General features: G+C 37.1%; 16 protein-coding genes. All 16 read left to right on the top strand.

What is annotated here, in order from left to right:
- The first annotated feature begins 11 nt into the window (after positions 1–11).
- On the top strand, positions 12–1,373 hold the full coding sequence (lpdA, locus tag ANASTE_RS05185) for a dihydrolipoyl dehydrogenase (protein WP_007049918.1): 1,362 nt from the start codon (positions 12–14) through the stop codon (positions 1,371–1,373).
- 12 nt (positions 1,374–1,385) lie between these two features.
- Positions 1,386–3,848 carry an alpha-ketoacid dehydrogenase subunit alpha/beta gene (locus ANASTE_RS05180; protein WP_007049917.1) on the top strand — a complete coding sequence of 821 codons (2,463 nt, stop codon included), beginning with the start codon at positions 1,386–1,388 and terminating at the stop codon, positions 3,846–3,848.
- Positions 3,849–4,255: 407 nt separating this feature from the next.
- Positions 4,256–7,978: a phosphoribosylformylglycinamidine synthase gene (locus tag ANASTE_RS05175; RefSeq protein WP_007049916.1), complete on the top strand. Its 3,723-nt coding sequence runs from the start codon at positions 4,256–4,258 to the stop codon at positions 7,976–7,978.
- A gap of 12 nt (positions 7,979–7,990) precedes the next feature.
- A complete protein-coding gene (gene purE / locus ANASTE_RS05170) occupies positions 7,991–8,479 on the top strand; it encodes a 5-(carboxyamino)imidazole ribonucleotide mutase (RefSeq protein ID WP_007049915.1) in 489 nt (162 codons plus the stop codon).
- A gap of 14 nt (positions 8,480–8,493) precedes the next feature.
- Positions 8,494–9,198, top strand: a complete 705-nt coding sequence (gene purC, locus ANASTE_RS05165; RefSeq protein ID WP_007049914.1) for a phosphoribosylaminoimidazolesuccinocarboxamide synthase — start codon at positions 8,494–8,496, stop codon at positions 9,196–9,198.
- 42 nt (positions 9,199–9,240) lie between these two features.
- Positions 9,241–10,659, top strand: coding sequence for an amidophosphoribosyltransferase (purF, locus tag ANASTE_RS05160; protein ID WP_007049913.1), 1,419 nt, complete (start codon positions 9,241–9,243; stop codon positions 10,657–10,659).
- A 1-nt stretch (position 10,660) separates the two neighbouring features.
- Positions 10,661–11,692 carry a phosphoribosylformylglycinamidine cyclo-ligase gene (gene purM / locus ANASTE_RS05155; RefSeq protein WP_007049912.1) on the top strand — a complete coding sequence of 344 codons (1,032 nt, stop codon included), beginning with the start codon at positions 10,661–10,663 and terminating at the stop codon, positions 11,690–11,692.
- On the top strand, positions 11,683–12,303 hold the full coding sequence (gene purN, locus ANASTE_RS05150; protein ID WP_007049911.1) for a phosphoribosylglycinamide formyltransferase: 621 nt from the start codon (positions 11,683–11,685) through the stop codon (positions 12,301–12,303). The genes purM and purN overlap by 10 nt, the downstream gene beginning before the upstream one ends.
- Positions 12,304–12,330: 27 nt before the next feature.
- Positions 12,331–13,872: a bifunctional phosphoribosylaminoimidazolecarboxamide formyltransferase/IMP cyclohydrolase gene (gene purH, locus ANASTE_RS05145; RefSeq protein ID WP_007049910.1), complete on the top strand. Its 1,542-nt coding sequence runs from the start codon at positions 12,331–12,333 to the stop codon at positions 13,870–13,872.
- 14 nt (positions 13,873–13,886) lie between these two features.
- A complete protein-coding gene (gene purD, locus ANASTE_RS05140) occupies positions 13,887–15,137 on the top strand; it encodes a phosphoribosylamine--glycine ligase (RefSeq protein ID WP_007049909.1) in 1,251 nt (416 codons plus the stop codon).
- 12 nt (positions 15,138–15,149) lie between these two features.
- Positions 15,150–16,046 (top strand): ComEC/Rec2 family competence protein, encoded by an 897-nt coding sequence (locus ANASTE_RS05135; protein WP_007049908.1) that lies wholly within the window; start codon positions 15,150–15,152, stop codon positions 16,044–16,046.
- Positions 16,047–16,049: 3 nt separating this feature from the next.
- Positions 16,050–16,232: a DUF3006 family protein gene (locus ANASTE_RS05130; protein WP_007049907.1), complete on the top strand. Its 183-nt coding sequence runs from the start codon at positions 16,050–16,052 to the stop codon at positions 16,230–16,232.
- Positions 16,233–16,250: 18 nt separating this feature from the next.
- Positions 16,251–17,042, top strand: a complete 792-nt coding sequence (locus tag ANASTE_RS05125; protein WP_039945165.1) for a MerR family transcriptional regulator — start codon at positions 16,251–16,253, stop codon at positions 17,040–17,042.
- A 10-nt stretch (positions 17,043–17,052) separates the two neighbouring features.
- A complete protein-coding gene (locus tag ANASTE_RS05120; protein ID WP_052294595.1) occupies positions 17,053–18,129 on the top strand; it encodes a metallophosphoesterase family protein in 1,077 nt (358 codons plus the stop codon).
- Positions 18,130–20,580, top strand: a complete 2,451-nt coding sequence (locus ANASTE_RS05115) for an ATP-binding protein (protein WP_007049904.1) — start codon at positions 18,130–18,132, stop codon at positions 20,578–20,580.
- 12 nt (positions 20,581–20,592) lie between these two features.
- Entirely contained in the window at positions 20,593–21,678 is a 1,086-nt protein-coding gene (mnmA, locus tag ANASTE_RS05110) for a tRNA 2-thiouridine(34) synthase MnmA (RefSeq protein ID WP_039945164.1), read from the top strand.
- Positions 21,679–21,725 lie beyond the last annotated feature (47 nt).

The raw sequence follows: 21,725 nt of genomic DNA, 5'->3' as shown, positions 1-21,725 counted from the left end.
GAAATATTTTTATGTATGATGTAATCGTTATTGGAGCAGGTCCGGGCGGATACCTTGCTGCCGAAAGAGCGGCGGAAGGCGGAAAGAAAACTCTTTTGATAGAAAAGGAACATATCGGCGGTGTATGTCTTAACGAAGGATGTATACCTACAAAGACATTATTATATTCAGCCAAATTATACGACGGAGCTCTTCACGGAGATAAATACGGAGTTAAGGCTGAAAAGATAAGTATAGACCATAAAGCCGTAATAAAAAGAAAAGATAAAGTAATAAAGACTTTGGTCGGTGGTGTATCTGCGGCTCTTAAATCGAAAAAAGTGGATGTAATAACAGGAAGTGCCGTTATAAAAGGTAAAAAGGACGGCAAGGTACAAGTCGAAGTAAATGGAGAAATAAAGGAAAGTACATATTTGATAATCGCCAGCGGTTCGGACAGTGTTAAACCTCCTATCCCCGGGGTTTTAGAGGGGCTTGAAAGCGGATTTGTGCTTACGAACAAAGAAGTATTAAAGCTTGATGAACCTCCGAAAGAGTTCGTTGTGATAGGAGGAGGAGTCATAGGTCTTGAAATGGCAAGTTATTTCAACAGTATCGGAAGCAAAGTGACAGTAGTTGAAATGCTTGATAAAATTGCAGGGCCGACCGATGCTAAAATTTCCGGGATTTTAAAGAAAGAATACGAAAAGAAAGGCATAACATTTAACTTAAGTTCCAGAGTAACGAAGCTTGATAATGAATATGTATATTTTGAAAAGGACGGAAAAGAAGAAAAAGTAAAAGCGGATAAAGTCCTTCTTTCAATAGGCAGAAGAGCAAATACGATAGGTCTCGGTCTTGAGAATTTAAATATATTTATAGAACGCGGATGTATAAAGGTAGATGAAAGACAGGAAACGAACGTAGCGAACGTCTATGCCGTTGGAGACTGTGTAGGAGGTATCATGCTTGCTCATACCGCTTACAGAGAAGCGGAAGTAGCGGTAAACAATATCCTCGGTAAAAAAGATAGGATGAAGTATAATGCGGTTCCGAGCGTTATTTATACAAATCCCGAAATAGCCTCTGTTGGAGAGAGCGAAGAAAGCGCAAAAGAAAAGGGAATGGACGTAATTGTAAAAGAACTTCCTATGCAGTATTCCGGAAGATACGTTGCGGAAAACGAAGGCGGAAGCGGTATCATAAGAATAGTCGTGGATAAAAAATGGAATACGCTTGTTGGCGTACATATGATAGCGAACTATGCAAGCGAACTCATACTAGGTGCCGTGACTATGGTAGAAAGCCAAATTAGTATAGATGAAATCAAGAAAATAATATTCCCTCATCCGAGTGTAGGCGAAATTATAAGAGAAGCGATATTTACTTTATAAGGAGAGTTAAAAATGACTAAAAGCATATTTGTAGACCCTAATGAAATGAGAAAAAAGGGTGAAATAAAGTTTGAAAATATAAAAGTTAACGAGTATCAAAAGAAAGTTAAAGATGTTACAGATGAATTCTCTAAAGATGATTTTAAGAGGATTTACAGAGATATGTGGTACATAAGAGAATTTGAAACGATGCTCAATCTAATAAAGACCACGAACAGCTATGAGGGTATGGAATATAATAACCCGGGACCGGCGCATCTTGCAATAGGTCAGGAAGCGGCTTATGTAGGTCAGGCTTACGACCTTACAATAGACGATTTTTCTTTCGGCTCTCACCGTGCCCACGGAGAAGTATTGGCTAAAGGTCTTTCCGCAATAGAAAAATTAAGCGATGAAGAACTTATTAAAATCATGGAAGAATTCGATGAAGGAAAGATATATAAGATAATAAAAGAAAATACGGATACTGATGATGTAAAAGAAATAGCAAGAGACTTTTATCTGTATGGTTTCCTTGCTGAAATATTTGCAAAAGAAACGGGATTTTCAAAAGGTCTCGGGGGTTCGATGCATGCTTATTTCTTGCCTTTCGGACTTTATCCTAACAATGCCATTGTAGGAGGTTGTGCTCCTATAGCAACGGGTGCGGCACTATTTAAAAGAGCTAACAAGAAAAAAGGTATAGTAATTTCCAACTGCGGAGACGGAGCAATCGGCTGCGGTCCCGTATATGAATCAATGAACTTTGCGAGTATGGACCAGCTAAGAGGACTTTGGGAAGAGGGATATAACGGCGGACTTCCTATAATATACAATGTATTCAACAACAGCTACGGAATGGGTGGACAAACAAAAGGCGAAACCATGGCTTACGATATGGTGGCAAGACTTGGTGCGGGAGTGACTCCTAACCAAATGCACGCGGAAAGAGTAGACGGATACAATCCTCTTGCGGTAATAGACGCATACAGAAGAAAGAGAAAGATAATCGAAGAGGGCGAAGGTCCCGTTCTGCTTGAAGTGATTACATACAGGTTTACAGGACATTCTCCTTCAGACGCTTCTACATACAGGACAAAAGAAGAAGTTACCGCTTGGGAAGCTCAGGATTCTATAATCGATTTCGGAAATCAAATGATTGAAGCCGGTATATGCGACGAAAAAGATTTAAAAGATATCGAACTAAAAGTAAGAGAAGATATCAAAAAAGCCGTTAAACTTTCCATAGACCCTGAAATCTCTCCTAGAATGGATTTGGATAATCATCCAGAACTTATGGAAAACATCATGTTCAGTGATGAAAAAATAGTAAACAGAGATGAAAGCAGGACTCCAGAGATAAACCTTGAAGATAATCCGAGAGTAAATGCCATATCAAGAAAAGTAAGGTCTGCTTATGATAAAGACGGAAAAGCAGTGTCCAAGAATAAGACATTCCAAATCAGAGACGGCTTATTTGAGGCTATACTGGAAGGATATAAAAATGACTCTACGTTAATAGCGTACGGCGAAGAATGTCGTGACTGGGGCGGAGCCTTCGCCGTATACAGAGGTCTTACGGAAGCACTTCCTTATCACAGACTATTTAACTCTCCTATTTCTGAAGCAGCCATAGCAGGTACCGCAGTAGGATATGCAATGGCGGGCGGAAGAGTCATAGCTGAACTTATGTATGCAGATTTCATAGGAAGATGCGGAGATGAAGTATTCAACCAAATGGCTAAATGGCATGCGATGAGTGCGGGGGTACTTAAGATACCTGTAATACTGAGACTTCCTGTGGGCAACAAATACGGTGCACAGCATTCTCAGGACTGGAGCGGACTTTGTACCCATATACCGGGACTTAAAGTAGTTTATCCTAATACTCCTTACGATGCAAAAGGTCTTATGAATTCTGCCCTAAGAGGAACCGACCCTGTAATATTCGTTGAAAGCCAAAAGATGTACGATAAAGGCGAAGAATTTGAAGCGGAAGTTCCCGAAGGATATTACGAAGTGGAATTCGGTGAACCGAGCATAAAGAGAAAAGGAACCGATGTAACGATACTTACGATAGGACCTACATTATATACCGCAATAGAAGCTGCGGATAAACTCAGCGAATATGGTATAAGTGCGGAAGTAATCGACGCAAGGAGCCTTGTTCCTTTCAATTATGAAGTTGTTATTGAATCTGTTAAGAAAACCGGCAAGATAATCCTCGCATCGGATGCGGTAACCAGAGGTTCACATCTTCAGGATATGGCAAGTAACATAACAAGACTTGTATTCGATTATTTGGACGGACCTCCTGTAGTAGTGGGAGCTAAAAACTGGATAACACCTGCACATGAACTTGACCATACATTCTTCCCTCAGCCTGAGTGGATAGTAGACGCATTCCATGAAAATATAATGCCTATACCGGGATATTCACCATCTCATAATTTCACCGATACCGAACTAATCAGAGAAAGTAAACTAGGCGTATAATACTGAATAATTTTATTTATCCCTTCCTTTAATCATGAGGAGGGGATTTTATATTTCGGGGCACTACGCCTGCCTTCGGCAGATTCCGCGTCCCTTACTTTTCTCTCTTAACTGAAAATTCGAATCTTTTTAATTAAATAACCTAAAATTAAAACTTAAAAACATTGAAAAAAATCATCATATAGTGTAAAATTTAGCGTATTTCTTTTAATGAAAAACACATAATGTGACACATGTTATATAAAAATTTATTTAAGAGAAATTGTCTGATTTATAACAAAATTTTATAGTTTTTTATATAAAAAAGTATAAAAAGACTAATTACTTTTTATAAAAATGTGGTATTATTAAATAATACACAAAAAGTTATAAAATTTTTAATATTATTACATGATTTGGAGTAAAAGATGATAAAAAGAGTATTTATAGGTAAAAAAGATGGATTTGACACTTCAGGTGCAAATTTACTGTCAGACTTAAAAGTAAACTTAAATATATCGGGTTTAGCGAAGCTTAGTATATTCAATCGTTATGACTTACTTGTAGACAGTGAGGAACATTTTGATAATCTTGTTAAAAATGTTCTGAGCGAAGTAAATGTAGATGATGTGTTTGTCGATGAACTTCCTAAATTTGACGGTGCTAAAATTTTTGGTGTTGAATATCTTCCCGGACAGTACGACCAAAGAGCAGATTCTGCGGAACAATGTGCAAATTTGATCATGTCCAATAAAGATTTAAAAATCAAAAACGCAAGGATATATATACTTGAAGGGGATATAACAGATAAAGATTTGGAAGAAATAAAAAATTATCTTATAAATCCCGTTGATTCAAGAGAAGTTGATGTAAACAGTAAGATAGATCTAAGCGAAGAAGAAGTCGAAGTTAAAAAGACTCCGATAATAGAAGGATTTACAGATGGTGATGAAGATTATTTGAATAATCTTTTAAATGAAATGGGTCTTGCTATGGATATAAATGACCTAAAACTAATTCAGGAGTACTTCAAAAATGACGAAAAGAGAAATCCGACTTTAACCGAAATCAGGGTTTTGGATACATACTGGTCGGATCACTGCCGTCATACTACTTTCTCTACTCATCTTACAGATATAGAAATCGAAGAAGGCGGAGTAAACGACGAAATCAAGTCGGTTTATGATGAATACTTATCACTCAGAGATAAATTATATGCGGGAAAAAATAAACCTGTTACATTAATGGATATGGCTGTGATAGGTACGAAAGAAATAAAAGACAGAGGACTTGTTCCCGATCTTGAAGAAAGCGATGAAATAAACGCATGCAGTATAAGGGCGGATGTCGATGTTGACGGTAAAGACGAAAAATATCTGATCATGTTCAAGAACGAAACACATAATCACCCTACGGAAATAGAACCTTTCGGGGGTGCCGCAACTTGTCTTGGCGGAGCTATCAGAGATCCTCTTTCGGGAAGAGCTTATGTTTATCAGTCTATGAGAGTAACGGGAAGTGCAGACCCTACAGTTCCTTACGATAAGACTTTAAAGGGTAAACTCTCTCAAAGAAAGATAACTACAGGTGCATGCCACGGTTTTTCTTCTTACGGAAACCAAATAGGTCTTCAAACAGGACAAGTCAAAGAATATTATCATCCGAATTATGTAGCAAAAAGAATGGAAGTCGGAGCTGTTATAGCTGCGGCTAAAGAAGAAAACGTAAAAAGACTTACTTCCGACCCGGGAGATGTAATAATCCTAGTTGGAGGAAGAACGGGAAGAGACGGTATCGGAGGCGCTAGCGGTTCGTCAAAAGAGCATACCGAAAAATCCGTATTGACAGCGGGAAGTGAAGTTCAAAAGGGCAACCCTATAGAAGAAAGAAAGCTTCAAAGACTGTTCAGGACAGATGAAGTTGCGAAGATGATAAAAAAATGCAACGACTTCGGAGCAGGCGGCGTAAGCGTTGCAGTAGGCGAGCTTGCAGACAGTTTGAATATAAATCTCGACAGTGTACTTAAAAAATATGACGGACTGGATGCTACGGAAATAGCAATAAGCGAGTCTCAGGAAAGAATGGCTGTCGTAATAGCAAAAGAAGATAAAGATAAATTTATCGAAGCCGCTAAAAAAGAAAATCTTGAAGCCGTTCAAGTGGCTACCGTTACAAACGACGGAAATATCGTAATGACAAAAGACGGCGAAGAAGTACTTAAAATAAAGAGAAGCTTCGTAGATACAAACGGAGCAAGCAAGAATGCTTCTATAAAAGTAGGAAAAACTTCCGATGAAATATCAACTTTAGCAGATAAAAACAAATCTCATAAAGAAAACTTTATAAATATACTCACAAATCACAATGTTTGTTCTCAAAAGGGTCTTGTTGAATATTTTGACAATACTATCGGGGCAAACAATGTTTTGATGCCTTATGGCGGTAAATATATGTTAAGTGAAGTGGACGGAATGGTTTCAAAAGTACCTCTTGAAAAAGGTGATACAACTACCGCTACGGTTATGACCAACGGATTCGACCCTGAGCTTTTAAGTGAAAATCCATATATAGGAGCGGTTTATGCGGTGCTTTCTTCCGTATCGAAAGCTGTAAGCATGGGTGCCGATTATAAGAAACTCAGACTTTCGTTCCAGGAATATTTCGAAAGACTAAGAAAAGACCCTACCAGATGGGCTAAACCTTTCATTGCACTTCTCGGTGCTTTAAAAGTTCAGCTTGAATTAAATACTCCCGCAATAGGCGGAAAAGACAGTATGTCGGGTTCTTTTGAAGATATAGACGTTCCTCCTACGCTTATTTCATTCGCTGTTGGTGTGGTGGATGCAAATAAAGTTGTAAGCAGTGACTTTAAAAATGCAGGTAATAATGTATATGTAATAAAAATAGATAAAACCGAAAACAATACTCCAAACTACGACAGCGTAAGAAGTGCTTTTGATTTGGTTCATAAGTTGATCGAAGAAGGAAAAGTAAAATCAAGTAAATCCATTACCGTAGGCGGAGTCGCAGAAGCGGTATCAAAAATGTGCTTCGGTAATAAAATAGGTTTTGAATTCTTGGATAGTGATTATGATATTTACGCTAAAAACTACGGCGACATAATAATCGAAACAAGCGAAGATTTGAATGATAAGAATGCTGTTTTACTGGGTAAGACAACAGAAGCAAAAATCATCAAGGTAGGAAATGAAGAATTAGACCTCGATACACTTATAGAAAAATGGGAAAATCCTCTAACAGGCGTATTCCCAATCGACAGCGGTGTCGAAACAAAAGTTAAAGAAATCGAATATACAAAGGGAAGCATTATCACGAGAAAGACGAGCATAGCTTCTCCGAAAGTCCTCGTTCCGGTATTCCCGGGTAACAACTGCGAATATGATACGACGAAAGCCTTTGATGAAGCAGGGGCAGAAAGCGATATATTCGTATTTAAAAATAAAACTCAAAATGATATCGAAGATTCCGTAAAAGAACTTGAAAGAAGGATAAGAAGCTCACAAATGATAGCTCTTCCGGGAGGTTTCTCTGCGGGAGATGAGCCTGACGGTTCGGCTAAATTCATCGTAAGTGTATTTAAAAACGAGAGGATAAAAGATGCTGTCATGGATCTTCTTAAAAAACGTGACGGTTTGATGCTCGGTATTTGCAACGGCTTCCAAGCACTTATAAAGACGGGTCTTGTTCCTTACGGAGAAATAAGGGATTTGGACGAAACCAGTCCTACGCTTACATTTAATTTAACAAACAGACATATTGCGAATATATCTTATATAAAAGTTGCTTCAAACTTATCGCCTTGGTTCAAAAACGTAAAGGTAGGAGATACTTTCATAAATCCTATCTCACACGGAGAAGGAAGGTTTGTATGTAACGATGAAGTGCTCTCTTCACTTATAGAAAACGGACAGGTCGCAACTCAGTACGTAGATGCAGACGGAAACTTATCCTCTTCTCCTAGAGTAAACCAAAACGGAAGTGTATGCGCCATAGAGGGTATAACATCTCCTGACGGAAGGATCTTGGGTAAAATGGGACATAGTGAAAGAAAAGGCACAAACCTATATAAGAATATCTATGGTGAAATGGAACAAAATATATTCCTTAGCGGTGTTGAATATTTTAAATAAAAGGAGAGAAAAATGGGTAAAGTAGCAGTTATAATGGGAAGCGACTCCGATTTAGGAGTTGTTGAAAAAGGTTTAAAAGTATTAAAGGATTTCGGTGTTGAATATGAAGCGAGAGTGATCTCCGCACACAGGACTCCGAAGCAGGCGGAAGACTTTGCGAGAAATGCAAAGGAAAACGGATTTGATGTTATCATTGCGGCGGCAGGTAAAGCTGCTCATTTAGGCGGAGTTTTGGCGGCTATGACTACTCTTCCCGTTATCGGTATACCGATAAAGACATCTTTGATGGGCGGTATGGATTCGCTTCTCAGCATAGTTCAAATGCCTAAAGGTATACCCGTTGCAACGGTAGCGGTTGACGGTGCGGAAAATGCGGCTCTTTTAGCTATTCAAATGATTGCCCTAAAAGATAAAGACTTGGAAAAGAAGCTTGAAGAATATAAAGTAACAATGGAAAAAGAAGTTGTTGAAAAAGATAGAAAGTTACAAGAAAGAATTTAAGGAGAGTATTTAAAATGGAAAAATTAGAAATGTTATACGAAGGAAAAGCAAAAAAAGTATTTAAGACCGACAAGAAAGATGAATATATCATCGAATATAAAGATGACGCGACAGCATTCAACGGAAAGAAAAAAGATACTATTTCAAATAAAGGTGTAGTAAATAATAAGATGACGAGCATTATCTTTGGTATGCTTGAAGAAAAAGGTGTTCCTACACATTTTATTAAAATGCTTGACGACACACATCAGCTTGTAAAAGCAGTTGAAATCGTGCCTGTTGAAGTAATCATCAGAAATGTTGCTGCGGGTTCTATTTGTAAAAACTTAGGTTTGGAAGAAGGAATGGAGCTTGATCCTACAGTATTCGAATTCTGTTATAAAGAAGATAAATACGACGATCCTTTGATCAATGACTACCATGTACTTGCAATGGGACTTGCTACAAAAGAAGAAATCGAAACTATAAAAGATTATACTTTTAAAATCAATGAACTTCTAAAAGAATTCTTTATGAAAAGCAATCTAAAACTTATCGATTTCAAAATCGAATTCGGAAGATATAACGGACAAATCGTTTTAGCTGATGAAATCTCTCCTGATACTTGCAGACTTTGGGATAAAGATACAAACAGAAAAATGGACAAAGACAGATTTAGAAGAGACCTTGGTGATGTTGAAGAAACATATAAAGAAGTTTTAGACAGAATAAGCAAATAGTTTAGTTTGATTTAGTATTTAATACTTATGAAATAAGGAGAAATGACTTTGTATCAATCAGATAAATTTAAAGATGAATGCGGTGTAATGGGTGTCCTTCAGGATACACCCGAAAATACTGCTGCATATGTATATTTGGGACTTTATGCTCTTCAGCACAGAGGACAGGAAAGCTGCGGTATAGCAGTAAACAACGATACTGAGATCACTCAGCACAGAGGAATGGGACTTGTCGGAGATGTATTCACATCCGAAGAGTTAAGGAAACAAAAAGGCGATATTGCCATAGGACATGTAAGATATTCCACGGCGGGGGACAGCGATATCAAAAACGCTCAGCCTCTTACGGTAAATTGCAAAGACTGGCAGATAGCCCTTGCTCATAACGGTAATCTTGTAAATGCAGACGCAATAAAAAATATGCTTCAGGATGACGGTGTAATATTTATGACCAGCTCCGATACCGAGGTTATCGCGAACTTGATTGCGAGAAACTATAAATTCGGTATAGTAGAGGCTCTTAAAAGAGTGGGTCAAATAGTTAAAGGTGCTTATGCTCTCGTCCTTACTATGGGAGATATGCTTATCGGTGTAAGGGATCCTTACGGACTTAGACCGTTATGCTTAGGTCAGCTTGATAACGGCGGTTACGCCTTGGCAAGCGAGTCCTGTGCACTTGACGCAATAAACGCCAAGTTTGTAAGAGACGTCGAACCGGGAGAAATAATCGTTATAAGCGATAAGAATATAGAAAGCTACAAAATAGAAAGCTGGGCAAAACCTAGAAGATGTATATTCGAACTCGTATACTTTGCAAGACCCGATAGTTTGATCGACGGCGATGAAGTCCACGAATCCAGAGCCAGAGCGGGAAAACTCCTCGCGAAGGTAGACGAAGGAAAGATAAATGCGGACGTAGTAATGGCGGTTCCCGACAGCGGAGTTTCCGCTGCGATAGGATATGCGGAAGAGTCCGGTATACCTTACGGCGTGGGGCTTATCAAAAACAGATATATCGGAAGGACTTTTATTCAGCCTACTCAGTCTATGCGTGAAGAAGGTGTCGATATAAAACTAAATGTTTTAAGGTCAAACGTTGAAGGAAAAAGCGTAGTTTTGATAGACGACTCTATAGTCAGAGGTACTACTTCAAAGAGGATAGTCGATAAACTTAAAAAAGCCGGTGCCAAAGAAGTCCACTTCAGAGTTGCTTCTCCTCCGACATCATACAGCTGTTTCTTCGGTATCGATACACCGAACAGAGATAAGCTTATTTCTTCCAAGTTATCAATGGAAGAAATCAAAGATTTCATAGGTGCGGATTCTTTATATTATTTAACTATAGATGAACTTAAACAAACAGTCGCCGACTTTGACAAAGGTTACTGTATGGCATGTTTCAACGGTGATTATCCTATGGAAGTGCCTTTTAAAGAAGAACAGGTAAGGAGCAGTAAATAAAGTGGAAAAATTAACATATAAAAACAGCGGTGTAGATAAAGAAGCCGGATATGAAAGTGTTGAACTTATAAAAAAACACGTTAAGGAAACATTCAGCGAATATGTTTTAACGGGGCTTGGCAGTTTCGGAGGAGCGGTGGAGCTTCCCGAAGGATATAAAAAGCCGGTTCTTATAAGCGGTACCGACGGTGTCGGTACAAAGCTTGTACTTGCTCATAAACAGGATATCCACGATACGGTAGGTATCGACCTTGTCGCAATGTGTGTCAACGATATTTTATGTCACGGTGCAAGACCTTTATTTTTCCTTGATTATATAGCCTGCGGGAAAAACTTCCCCGAAAAAATCGAAGCTATAGTAAAAGGTGTAAGCGAAGGCTGTAAACAGGGAGAATGTGCATTGGTAGGCGGTGAGACCGCCGAAATGCCTGGAATGTATAAAGAAGAAGACTATGACCTTGCGGGTTTTTGCGTAGGTGTTGTAGACAAAGATAAATTTATCTCCGGAAAAGATATCAAAGCGGGAGATAAAATCATAGGTCTTCCTTCAAGCGGTCCTCACAGCAACGGATATTCACTTCTCAGAAAATTATTCTTTGATATAAAAGGCTATGAAGTAGATACTTACGTTGAAAGTCTTGGTACCACGATAGGAAAAGCACTTTTGACTCCTACGAAGATTTACGTAAAGAGTATCCTTCCTTTGCTTGATAAAGTAGATATAAAGGGTATGTGTCATATTACAGGGGGCGGATTTGTTGAAAACATCCCTCGTGTTATCCCTGAGGGTCTTTGTGCTAAAATAGATACCAAAAAAGTAGACGTACTTCCTATATTCGATTTGATATCAAAAGAAGGAGAAATCGACAGAAAAGAAATGTTCTCCACTTTCAATATGGGTATCGGTTTTGCGGTTGTTGTTGATGACAAAGATGTGGATAAGACAGTTAAAGAACTTGAAAGTTTAGGCGAAAAACCGGTGGTATTCGGAGAAGTGACCGAAGGCAAGGAGAAGATCGAATTATGTCTTTAAAAAAAATCGCTGTTTTGATAAGCGGAGGCGGAAGCAATCTTCAAGCCGTAATAGATAAAGTACATAAAAAAGACGGGATCATAGATGTTGTGATTTCCGATGAAGATGATGCGTACGGACTAATAAGAGCCAAAAATGCCGATATAGATACTTTGGTTATAAATAATAAAAACTATCCTTCAAGAGAAGACTTTGCGGATAAAATAAAAGAAGAATTATTAAAAAGAGAAATCGATTTGATAGTCCTTGCAGGGTTTATGAAAATCCTTCCCCCTTCATTTGCCAAGACATTTAAAAATAGGATAATAAATGTACATCCTTCTTTGATACCTTCCTTCTGCGGTAAAGGGTATTACGGGATAAAGGTCCATGAAGCGGTTTTAAGCTATGGTTCTAAGATAACCGGAGCTACAGTGCATTTTGCTGATGAAGGAGCAGATACCGGGCCTATAATAATCCAGGGTACCGTCCCTGTTTTTGCGGAAGATACTCCCGAGATCTTACAAAAAAGAGTTTTGGAAGTTGAACACATGATCTTGCCTAAGGCGGTAAGTTTATTCTGTTTGGATAAGCTTGTGGTAAAAGGCAGGATAGTATATATTAAAGAATAAATCAGATTTTATTAAGGAGATATACCAATGATTAAAAGAGCACTTATAAGCGTTTCCGATAAGACGGGCATAGTAGATGTAGCAAGAGAACTCGAAGAGATGGGAGTAGAAATAATTTCTACGGGCGGAACGAAAAAAACTCTGGAAGAAGAAGGCATAAAAGTTATTTCAGTTGAAGAAGTAACGGGATTTCCCGAATGTTTGAACGGAAGAGTAAAGACTCTTCATCCCGGAGTAATGGCGGGACTTCTTGCCAAAAGAGATAACGAAGAACATATGCAGCATTTATTTGATTTATCTATCGAACCTATCGATATGATAATTGTAAACTTATATCCTTTCAAGAATACAATTTTAAGAGAAGGTTGCACTTTTGAAGAAGCAATCGAAAATATAGATATCGGCGGACCTACGATGCTCAGAGCTGCCGCTAAAAATTTCCAAGACGTTGCTGTTGTAATCGACCCGAACGATTACGATGTTGTTTTAGGTGAACTTAGAGAAAATGGCGAAGTTTCTTATGATACAAAACTAAATTTAGCTAAAAAAGTATTTATGTCGACAAGTTATTATGATACATTAATAGCAAGTTATTTGAGAGAACAGGTGGGAGATGATTCATATCCTGAAACTCTTACCCTTTGCTATGATAAAGCTCAGGATCTCAGATACGGAGAAAATCCTCATCAAGACGCTGTTTTTTATAAAGAAGTACGTCCTATGAAAGGTTCTTTACCTCTTTCAAAACAGCTTCACGGTAAAGAGCTTTCTTATAATAATATCAACGACACCAACGGTGCACTTGAAATATTAAAGGAATACAGCGATGAGCCGACTATAGTAGCGGTAAAACACGCCAATCCTTGCGGGATAGCTTCAGATGTTTCCATTGCGGTTGCATTCAAAAAATGCTACGAAGCGGATCCTCAGTCTATATTCGGAGGTATCATAGCTTCAAACGAAGAAATAGACGAGGAAACAGCTCTTCAAATAAGCAATATTTTTATTGAAGTGGTAGTTGCTCCAAGCTATACCGAAGAAGCTTTAAAAATACTTACAAAGAAGAAAAATATAAGAATATTGCAGCTTGATGATATAAAACACAATCAGGAAGGCAAAGATATTAAGAAAGTTATGGGCGGGCTTCTTATGCAGGCAAGAGATACAAAGCTTTTAAGCGATGAATTAAAAGTGGTTACAAAAAGACAGCCTACAAATAAAGAAATGCAGGATTTGATTTTCTCATGGAAAGCCGTTAAGCATACTAAGTCGAATGCTATTTCCATAGCAAAAGATAAAATACTCGTTGCCAACGGTCCGGGGCAGGTAAGCAGGATATGGGCACTTGAAAATGCTGTTAAACAAGGCGGAGAGAGAGTAAAAGGAGCAGTTCTTGCTTCCGATGCATTCTTCCCGTTTGACGACTGTGTAAAAGCTGCTTATGAAGCGGGTATAACCGCCATAATCCAGCCGGGCGGTTCGATAAGAGATGAAGATTCTATAAAGGCTTGTAATGAATATGGTATCGCCATGGTATTTACAGGTGTTAGGCATTTTAAACATTCATAAAAGGAGAAATTGAAATGAAAGTTTTAGTAGTTGGTTCCGGTGGCAGGGAACACGCATTAGTTTACAAATTAAAACAGAGCCCTTTGGTTACGGAGGTGTTCTGTGCTCCCGGTAATGCGGGAATAGCGAATATTGCGGAATGCGTAGATATCAAAGTAGACGATATAGACTCTCTTAAGGAGTTTGCCAAGACAAACGAAATAGGGCTTACCGTAATAGGTCCAGAACTTCCGTTAGTTATGGGTATTGTGGATGAATTTGAAAAAGAAGGTCTTAAAGTTTTCGGTCCTAACAAAAAGTGTGCTGCTTTTGAAGGAAGCAAAGGGCTTACGAAAAGATTTTTGGAAAAATATAAAATACCTACAGCTAAATATTTGGAAGTCACCACATATGAAGAAGGTGTGAAAAACCTTGAAAACTTCGGTTTTCCTGTGGTTGTCAAAGCGGACGGACTTGCTGCGGGCAAAGGCGTTATAATCTGCGAAAACAGGGAAATGGCTGTCAATGCTTTAAAAGATATTATGGTCGATAAAGTATTCGGAGATTCCGGCAACAGCGTAGTTATCGAAGAATTTTTAACGGGAACCGAACTTTCCACACTTTGTTTTGTAGACGGCAATAAAATCATCCCTATGGAAAGTGCGAGGGATTATAAACCTGCTTACGATAACGATGAAGGTCTTAATACCGGTGGAATGGGAAACTATTCTCCAAATAAGATCTTTGATGATAAGCTAAATGCGAAAGTCAGGACAAAGATTTTAGACCCTATCATAAAGGGATTTAAAAGCGAAGAACTGGACTATAAAGGCGTGCTTTTCATTGGTCTTATGGTTGAAAACGGAGAACCTAAAGTTCTTGAATTCAATGTTCGTTTCGGTGACCCCGAAACACAAGTGGTAATGCTAAGGCTTGAAAGCGACCTTGCGAATATCATGCTTAATACCGCTGACGGTATCCTCGAAGAAGACGACATCGTATGGTCTGATGAATCTTCAGTATGCGTGGTTATGGTTTCAGGAGGATATCCCGAAAGCTATGAAAACGGAAAAGTGATAAGCGGTCTCGATAAGGTGAGCGAAGACGTTATAGTATTCCATGCGGGAACAAAAAGAGAAGGCGAAGATATCGTAACTAACGGCGGCAGAGTCCTTAATATTTGTGCGGTCGGTGAAACTTTGGACGAAGCAAGAGAAAAAGTTTATAACGAAGTAAATAAGATTTCTTACGACGGCGCATATTTCAGAAACGATATTGCAAGATAAATAAGGTAACTAATGACTAAAACTAAAAAAATAATAATAACATTGCTGGCAGTAGTTTTAACTTTTATGACTGCTGCCTGCAGTTCTGATTTACAGGATTTATATTCTTTTGTAAGCGGGGACGATTACATATCAAAAATCGAAGACGGTGCCACTCTCGTAGAAGATATAGATGTAGGACAGGGCGACAGCTATTTGATTTCCAATAGCGGTTTCGGGAATATACTCATAGATACCGGAGATACCGAGCATAAAGATATTTTGGTTTCTCACCTTAAAAAGAGAGGTATCAAAAAAATAGATTACGTTATTTTGACTCACCCTCATTCCGACCATATAGGAGGGATGACAGGTGTACTTGATAATTTTCAAGTGGAAAATATTTATATGCCCAAAATGACGCATAATACCGCTACATTTAAAAAGATGATAAATAAAGTAAAAGAGAAAAATCTTTACTTTAAAGAAGCCAAGAGCGGTGTCAAGATAAGTCTCGGCAAAGGGAGCAGTATAAACTTTTTGTCTCCGACAAAGGATATGTCTTTGAAGGACTTGGATAATTCCGATGCGGTATGTATGCTTAAAAAAAACGGCAGAAAAGTATTGTTTACGGGAGATATATTCAAGGAAACTGAGATCAAACTGATACCGAGGATAGGCAGGATAGATATCTTAAAGGTTGCTCATCACGGAAGTCATAAAGCAACCTGCAAAGAATTATTAATGGCTTCAAAACCTACATATGCAATGATAGGTGTAGGTGAAGATAATAAGTATGACCATCCATCTAAGTCCGCTTTGAATAGACTGGATAAATATAATGTCAAAGTCTACAGGACGGATCTTAGCGGAAATATCGGATTTACAATAAATAATGACGGAAGTATTAAAGTAAATACTAGCAGGTAGATTATGATAAAAGGTATAATAGATAGATTTGAAAACGATAAAGTCGTAATAGAATTTGAAGATTTGAAAATCGGAGTTCTCCCCAAGAATATCTTTAAAAAAGGTATAAAAGAAGGGGATGAAGTAACTCTTAACATAGATACAAAACACACAAAAAATATTGATATTGATGAACTATTCAAATAGTCATATGGGGAGATATTTATGAGCGAATATTACATGAAAATGAAAGAATTGATTTCAAGGCTGAAAGCCGACGGATACAGCATTACGGGAAGGATGATAAAACACTATATCGATATAGGTATCCTTCAAAAACCGGAGTATAAATGTCCTAATCAGGCTTTATATGCAGACTTTCATTATATCAGACTTAAAAGGATTTTATCCAATAAAAAAGCAGGAAAAAGTATAGCCAAAATCAAAGATGAAATTTTTAAAGAAAATGATGATTTACTTATCAAAATCAAAAACGATGATTTAGACAGTTCCAATATAAACGACATCATTAAAAAGCTTGGTATAGTGGAAAGAGAAGAAGCGGATCTAATTAAAAGCGAACTTAATGATAATAAGACTTATACCAAAGTAGATATCTTGGAAAAGCTCGACAGCGACGGAAGTATACTTGATTTAGCCGTTGATACGGGAGTCATTTCGGATAAAGATACTTACAACAGTTATGAGCTTTATATTTTGATTTGTATAAAGAACTTGATAAAAGTAAAGAAACAAAATAAAAATGCAAGCGGACAGCTGATCGAGAGAATAAGCGAGATTTCAAAACTAAACAGTATTGCGAATGAAATTTCATATTTAATCAACAGTGATAAAGATAATTCATGGCTTTACACTTATCTTTTAGAGTCAATCGTTTTAAGTAAAGTCGATAAGAAAATCATCAGAAAACCTATGACGGAAGACAATGACTATAAATATAAAAAAGCTTTGGAAGATTTGGAAAGCATGGAATTTGACAAAAACTATGAGGGATAGGAGGTATATTATGAAGTTTATACATACAGCGGATTTGCATCTTGGTTCTTCGTTTCTATCTTCTTCTTTTGATAAAAATACCGCAAAAGAAAGAAGAGAAGATTTATTCAAAGCATTTAATAAATTGATAGCAGCCTGCAAAAAAAGAGAAGCGGATCTTCTTTTGATTGCAGGTGATTTATTTGAAGATGAGTTGGTCAGGGCGAGTGATGTAAACAGGATAATAGACGGATTTAAAATGATCCCCGAAGTAAAAGTGGTTATAGCAGCGGGAAATCACGATTATATCCATGAAAAGTCTTTTTATAAATTACTGACTTTCCCAAAGAACGTAACTATATTCGATAGCGATACATTGGATAAAATCGAGTTTGATGATATAAATACATGTGTTTACGGACTTAGTTTCCTTAAAAAACATTATGAAGAGGATATTTTGGAAGTTCCCGAACTTGATTACAGTAAAAATAATATACTTGTTCTTCACTGTGATGCAATAAGTAAGGCGAGTGATTATCTTCCTATCGATAAGAATAAGCTTGCCGATTCGGGCTTTGATTACTGTGCTTTGGGGCATATACATAAATCTGTGAAGTTATCCAATAATTCGGTATATCCGGGCAGTTTGGAGCCTTTGGACTTTTCGGAAACGGGATATCATGGATATATTTATGGAGAGATAGTTGATAAGAAGGTCGGTGTCAAGTTGATAAAGAGCAATATAAAGCAGTTTGTTAGTTTGGACGTAAATGTAACGAGTATGGAATCTCTTGAAGAGATAATAAACGTAATAAAAACCGAAGCTAAAATCGGTCTGGACAAGTTCTTGTTTAGAGTAAATATCGAAGGTACTTTAAGTGACCTCGTTAAAATGGAAGATATAAAAACCAGATTAAATGAAGAATTTTACTATATAGAAGTGATCGACAGTACAACGGTTGATTATAATATAGCTAAGATTTATGCGGAAAATAAGGATAACGTGATAGGTCATTATATGAAAGCATTAAAAGGCAAAGACGACGAAATAGATATGGAAGCATTGTATCTGGGTCTTGATGCACTTCTTAACGAGGGGGCTAAATAGATGAAGATAAAAAAATTAGGTATAAAGAGTTTCGGTAAATTCCAAGATAAGGAAATCGAATTTAAAAACGGACTCAACATAGTATACGGAAATAACGAAGCCGGGAAATCTACCACACATAAGTTCATTCAAGGGATGTTCTTCGGTTTTTTTAAGCCTTACAGTAAAAATAAACTCTACAGTGATGAGTATAAAAGATACAAACCATGGAACAGCGAGCTATATAAAGGAAGCCTTGAATTTACCATAGGTAAAAGCGAGTATAGGATCGAAAGAAACTTCGATAAAAAGAATGAAGATTTTAAACTGTTTGATAATATTACGGGAGAAGAATTAACGGACAAGCTTCCTTACGACGGTTCTACCAAGCAGCGTATAATATCTCCCGTTATAAGATTAAACAGCGTATTATTCAACAATACCATTTCAATAGCTCAGCTTGGAAATAAGACTGAAAAGGATTTTAAAAAGGAAATCAGCGAGACCCTTGCCAATTATGAAAAGGGAAATGACAATAATATTTCCGTAAATAAAGCCATTGCATATCTTGAAAAGCAAAAGGCTGAAATCGGAACGAGGAAGCAGTCCAAATCCAATTACGGAAGTGCGGTCATAAAACTTGAAGAATTAAAAAAATCCAAAGAAAAAGCTATCCTTGCAATGGACGAAAACAAGGATTATTATCTTCAGGTAAAAGCTTTGGAAGAAAAGCTCAAAGAACTGAGAAAGAAAAAGAGAAAATTAGTAAAAGACTTAAATGATATAGCGAGAAACAGGGAAAAGCATATTTTCTTTAAATATAAAGCCGTCGAAGATGAAAATAATCAGATAAGAGAGAAAATCGAAGAATTAAAGAAGTATAAAGATATAAATAACGATATTTATGCAGAATTCTTAAATCTTTATACAGAAAACAAATCTTTGAACGAACAGCTTGAAGATTTGAAAAATAAACAGGAATATGTCAATAACACCCTTATGGAACTTGACGGTGAAGCAAAAGAAGTAAATAAAGAAACAAAAGGTAAAGACTACAATAAAATAGTAAATGATATAGAGATACTAAAAGACAGACTCGGCAATATCGAAAGACTTAAAGGGAGATTATCTGAAAAGAAAGATGTTTCCGTTGAGAAAGATTACTCTTCCAAGAGCACTACCAATAAAGTCATAAATATAGTTTTCGTAGTAAGTGCTATAATAACCCTATTCATGCTTGCATTCAGCTTTACTATTTCAAAGAGCCTGCTTCTTTATTTCTACATTGCTCTAGGCGCTACGGTAGTTCTCGGTATAATGAAGTTAGTCATAATGAGTGTATTTAAGGAAACAAGCAAGAAGTATGATAAATACGATACTTCACTTATCAGGACTCAAAATATGATAGAGCTCAATGAAGTTGAAATCAATAAACTTTTAATGGATTATGAAGAAGAAGATCCTTATAAGCTCATTGAAATACTTGAAGAGAAGAGTATCATTGCAAAAGAGGCTTCCGTAAATCAAAGTAAGCTTGAAAAATATAAAATGGACCTTGAAGATTTTGAAGGTACAACCGAAATTTTAGAACAAAAGATAAGCGACAACATCTACAAGATGAATGAGATACTTGTTAACAATAATATTTCGAGTATAGAAGAGTTCAAAGATGCCCTTGAAAAAAGAGAAGAGTATGAAAAATCCATTGAAAGATATGAAAGCAACAATAAACTTTTATTGAATATCATCGACGGCAATGATATAGCTGAACTCGAGAAAAAATTTGCAGGTGAAGAAATAGACCGAGCTACGTTGGATACGATAAAGTCAAATGACAGTGCATTCCTTACAAACAGTGTAGATGATTTGAATGATGAAATCACGGGAGTGTCTGCGGAGCTTTCAAGGATAAACGGTATCTTGGAAGAATCCAATGCGTTTAATGAAAATCTTTGCGTAATAAACGAAGATATTTATAAATATGAAAACAAGATAAAAGAATATGAACATAAATTGCTTGCTTTGGAAACTGCCATAGCAACGATAAACAACATTTCCAAGGAAATCCATACAAGCGTCGCACCTAGTCTAAATGAGACTTTGGGTACTATCATGACTAAAATCACTAAAGGTAAATATTCTACGGTCAAAGTAGATGACAACATGGACGTAATGGTTCTTGATGAAGTCAGCGGTCAAATGGTTGACGCCGAAAGTTTAAGTAACGGTACTATAGACCAGATTTATTTGGCTTTAAGGTTCAGTATTATTGATAATCTTTTATATAACAACAAAATGCCTATCATTTTAGATGATTGTTTTGTTCAGTATGATGATTACAGACTTAAAGAAGTTCTTGAGTATCTTTACAGCGTATGCGGTGAAAAACAAATAATCATGTTTACATGTCATACGAGAGAAGCAAGAGCACTTAACGAACTTGGAATAGATTATAATAAAATCGTTTTATAAAGGAGAATTTAATTGAAGAAAGTTGTCATAGGAATGAGCGGCGGAGTAGACAGTACCGTAAGTGCTTATCTGTTAAAAAAGCAGGGATATGATGTCATAGGCTTATTCATGAAAAACTGGGATGAGACGGATGAAAACGGAGAATGTAGTGCTGAAGAAGACTACGACGATGCGAGAGCCGTATGCCTGAAGCTCAATATTCCTTGTTACACCGTCAACTTTACAAAAGAATATTGGGATAATGTATTTACTTATTTCCTTGATGAATATAAGAAGGGAAGAACGCCAAACCCCGATGTTTTATGCAATAAAGAAATCAAATTCAAATGTTTCTTGGATTATGCCATAAATGTGCTTAATGCGGATTATATAGCTACGGGACATTATGCGAAAGTTGAGCATACAAAAGAAGGTACTCGTCTTTTAAAAGCAAAAGACCAGCATAAAGACCAAACTTATTTTCTGTCTTTACTTAAAGAAAAACAGCTTGAAAGAGTTATTTTTCCCCTTGCGGATGTGGAAAAAGGCGAAGTTAGGGAAATTGCTGAAAGGGAAGGCTTCAGAAATGCCAAGAAAAAGGACTCTACGGGGATATGCTTTATAGGAGAGAGAAACTTTACTCAGTTCCTTCAAAATTATCTTCCAAATCAGCCGGGAGATATGATAGATATGGATACCGGAGAGAAAAAAGGCGAACATATAGGTCTAATGTATTATACCTTGGGGCAGAGAAGAGGTCTTGGCGTTGGAGGCTGCGGAAGCGGGGAAAGGTGGTACGTTGCCGATAAAGACTTAAATAATAATATTTTATATATAGTTCAGGGAGATAAAAATCCGAAACTTTATAAAAACGGATTTATCGCCACTGATGTAAATATGATTTCGGGTCATTATCCGTCTGATAAGTTTGAATGTGAAATGAGGTTCAGACATCTTCAGCCGCTAAAAAAAGCTACGGTGGAAGTAATAGACGAAAGTACTGCAAGAGTTATATTTGATGAAGAACAAAGCGGTGTGACTCCGGGGCAGATAGCGGTCTTTTATGACGGAGAAGTGTGTCTCGGCGGAGGAACTATAGATAAATTAATCAAATTTTAACATATTTTTTCTATATATTTAATTTTCTTTATGGTAAAATATATGTT

This window comes from Anaerofustis stercorihominis DSM 17244, from assembly GCF_000154825.1.
In the GTDB taxonomy this organism is placed as follows: Bacteria; Bacillota; Clostridia; order Eubacteriales; family Anaerofustaceae; genus Anaerofustis; species Anaerofustis stercorihominis.
This window is presented reverse-complemented; position numbering and strand designations above follow the sequence as displayed.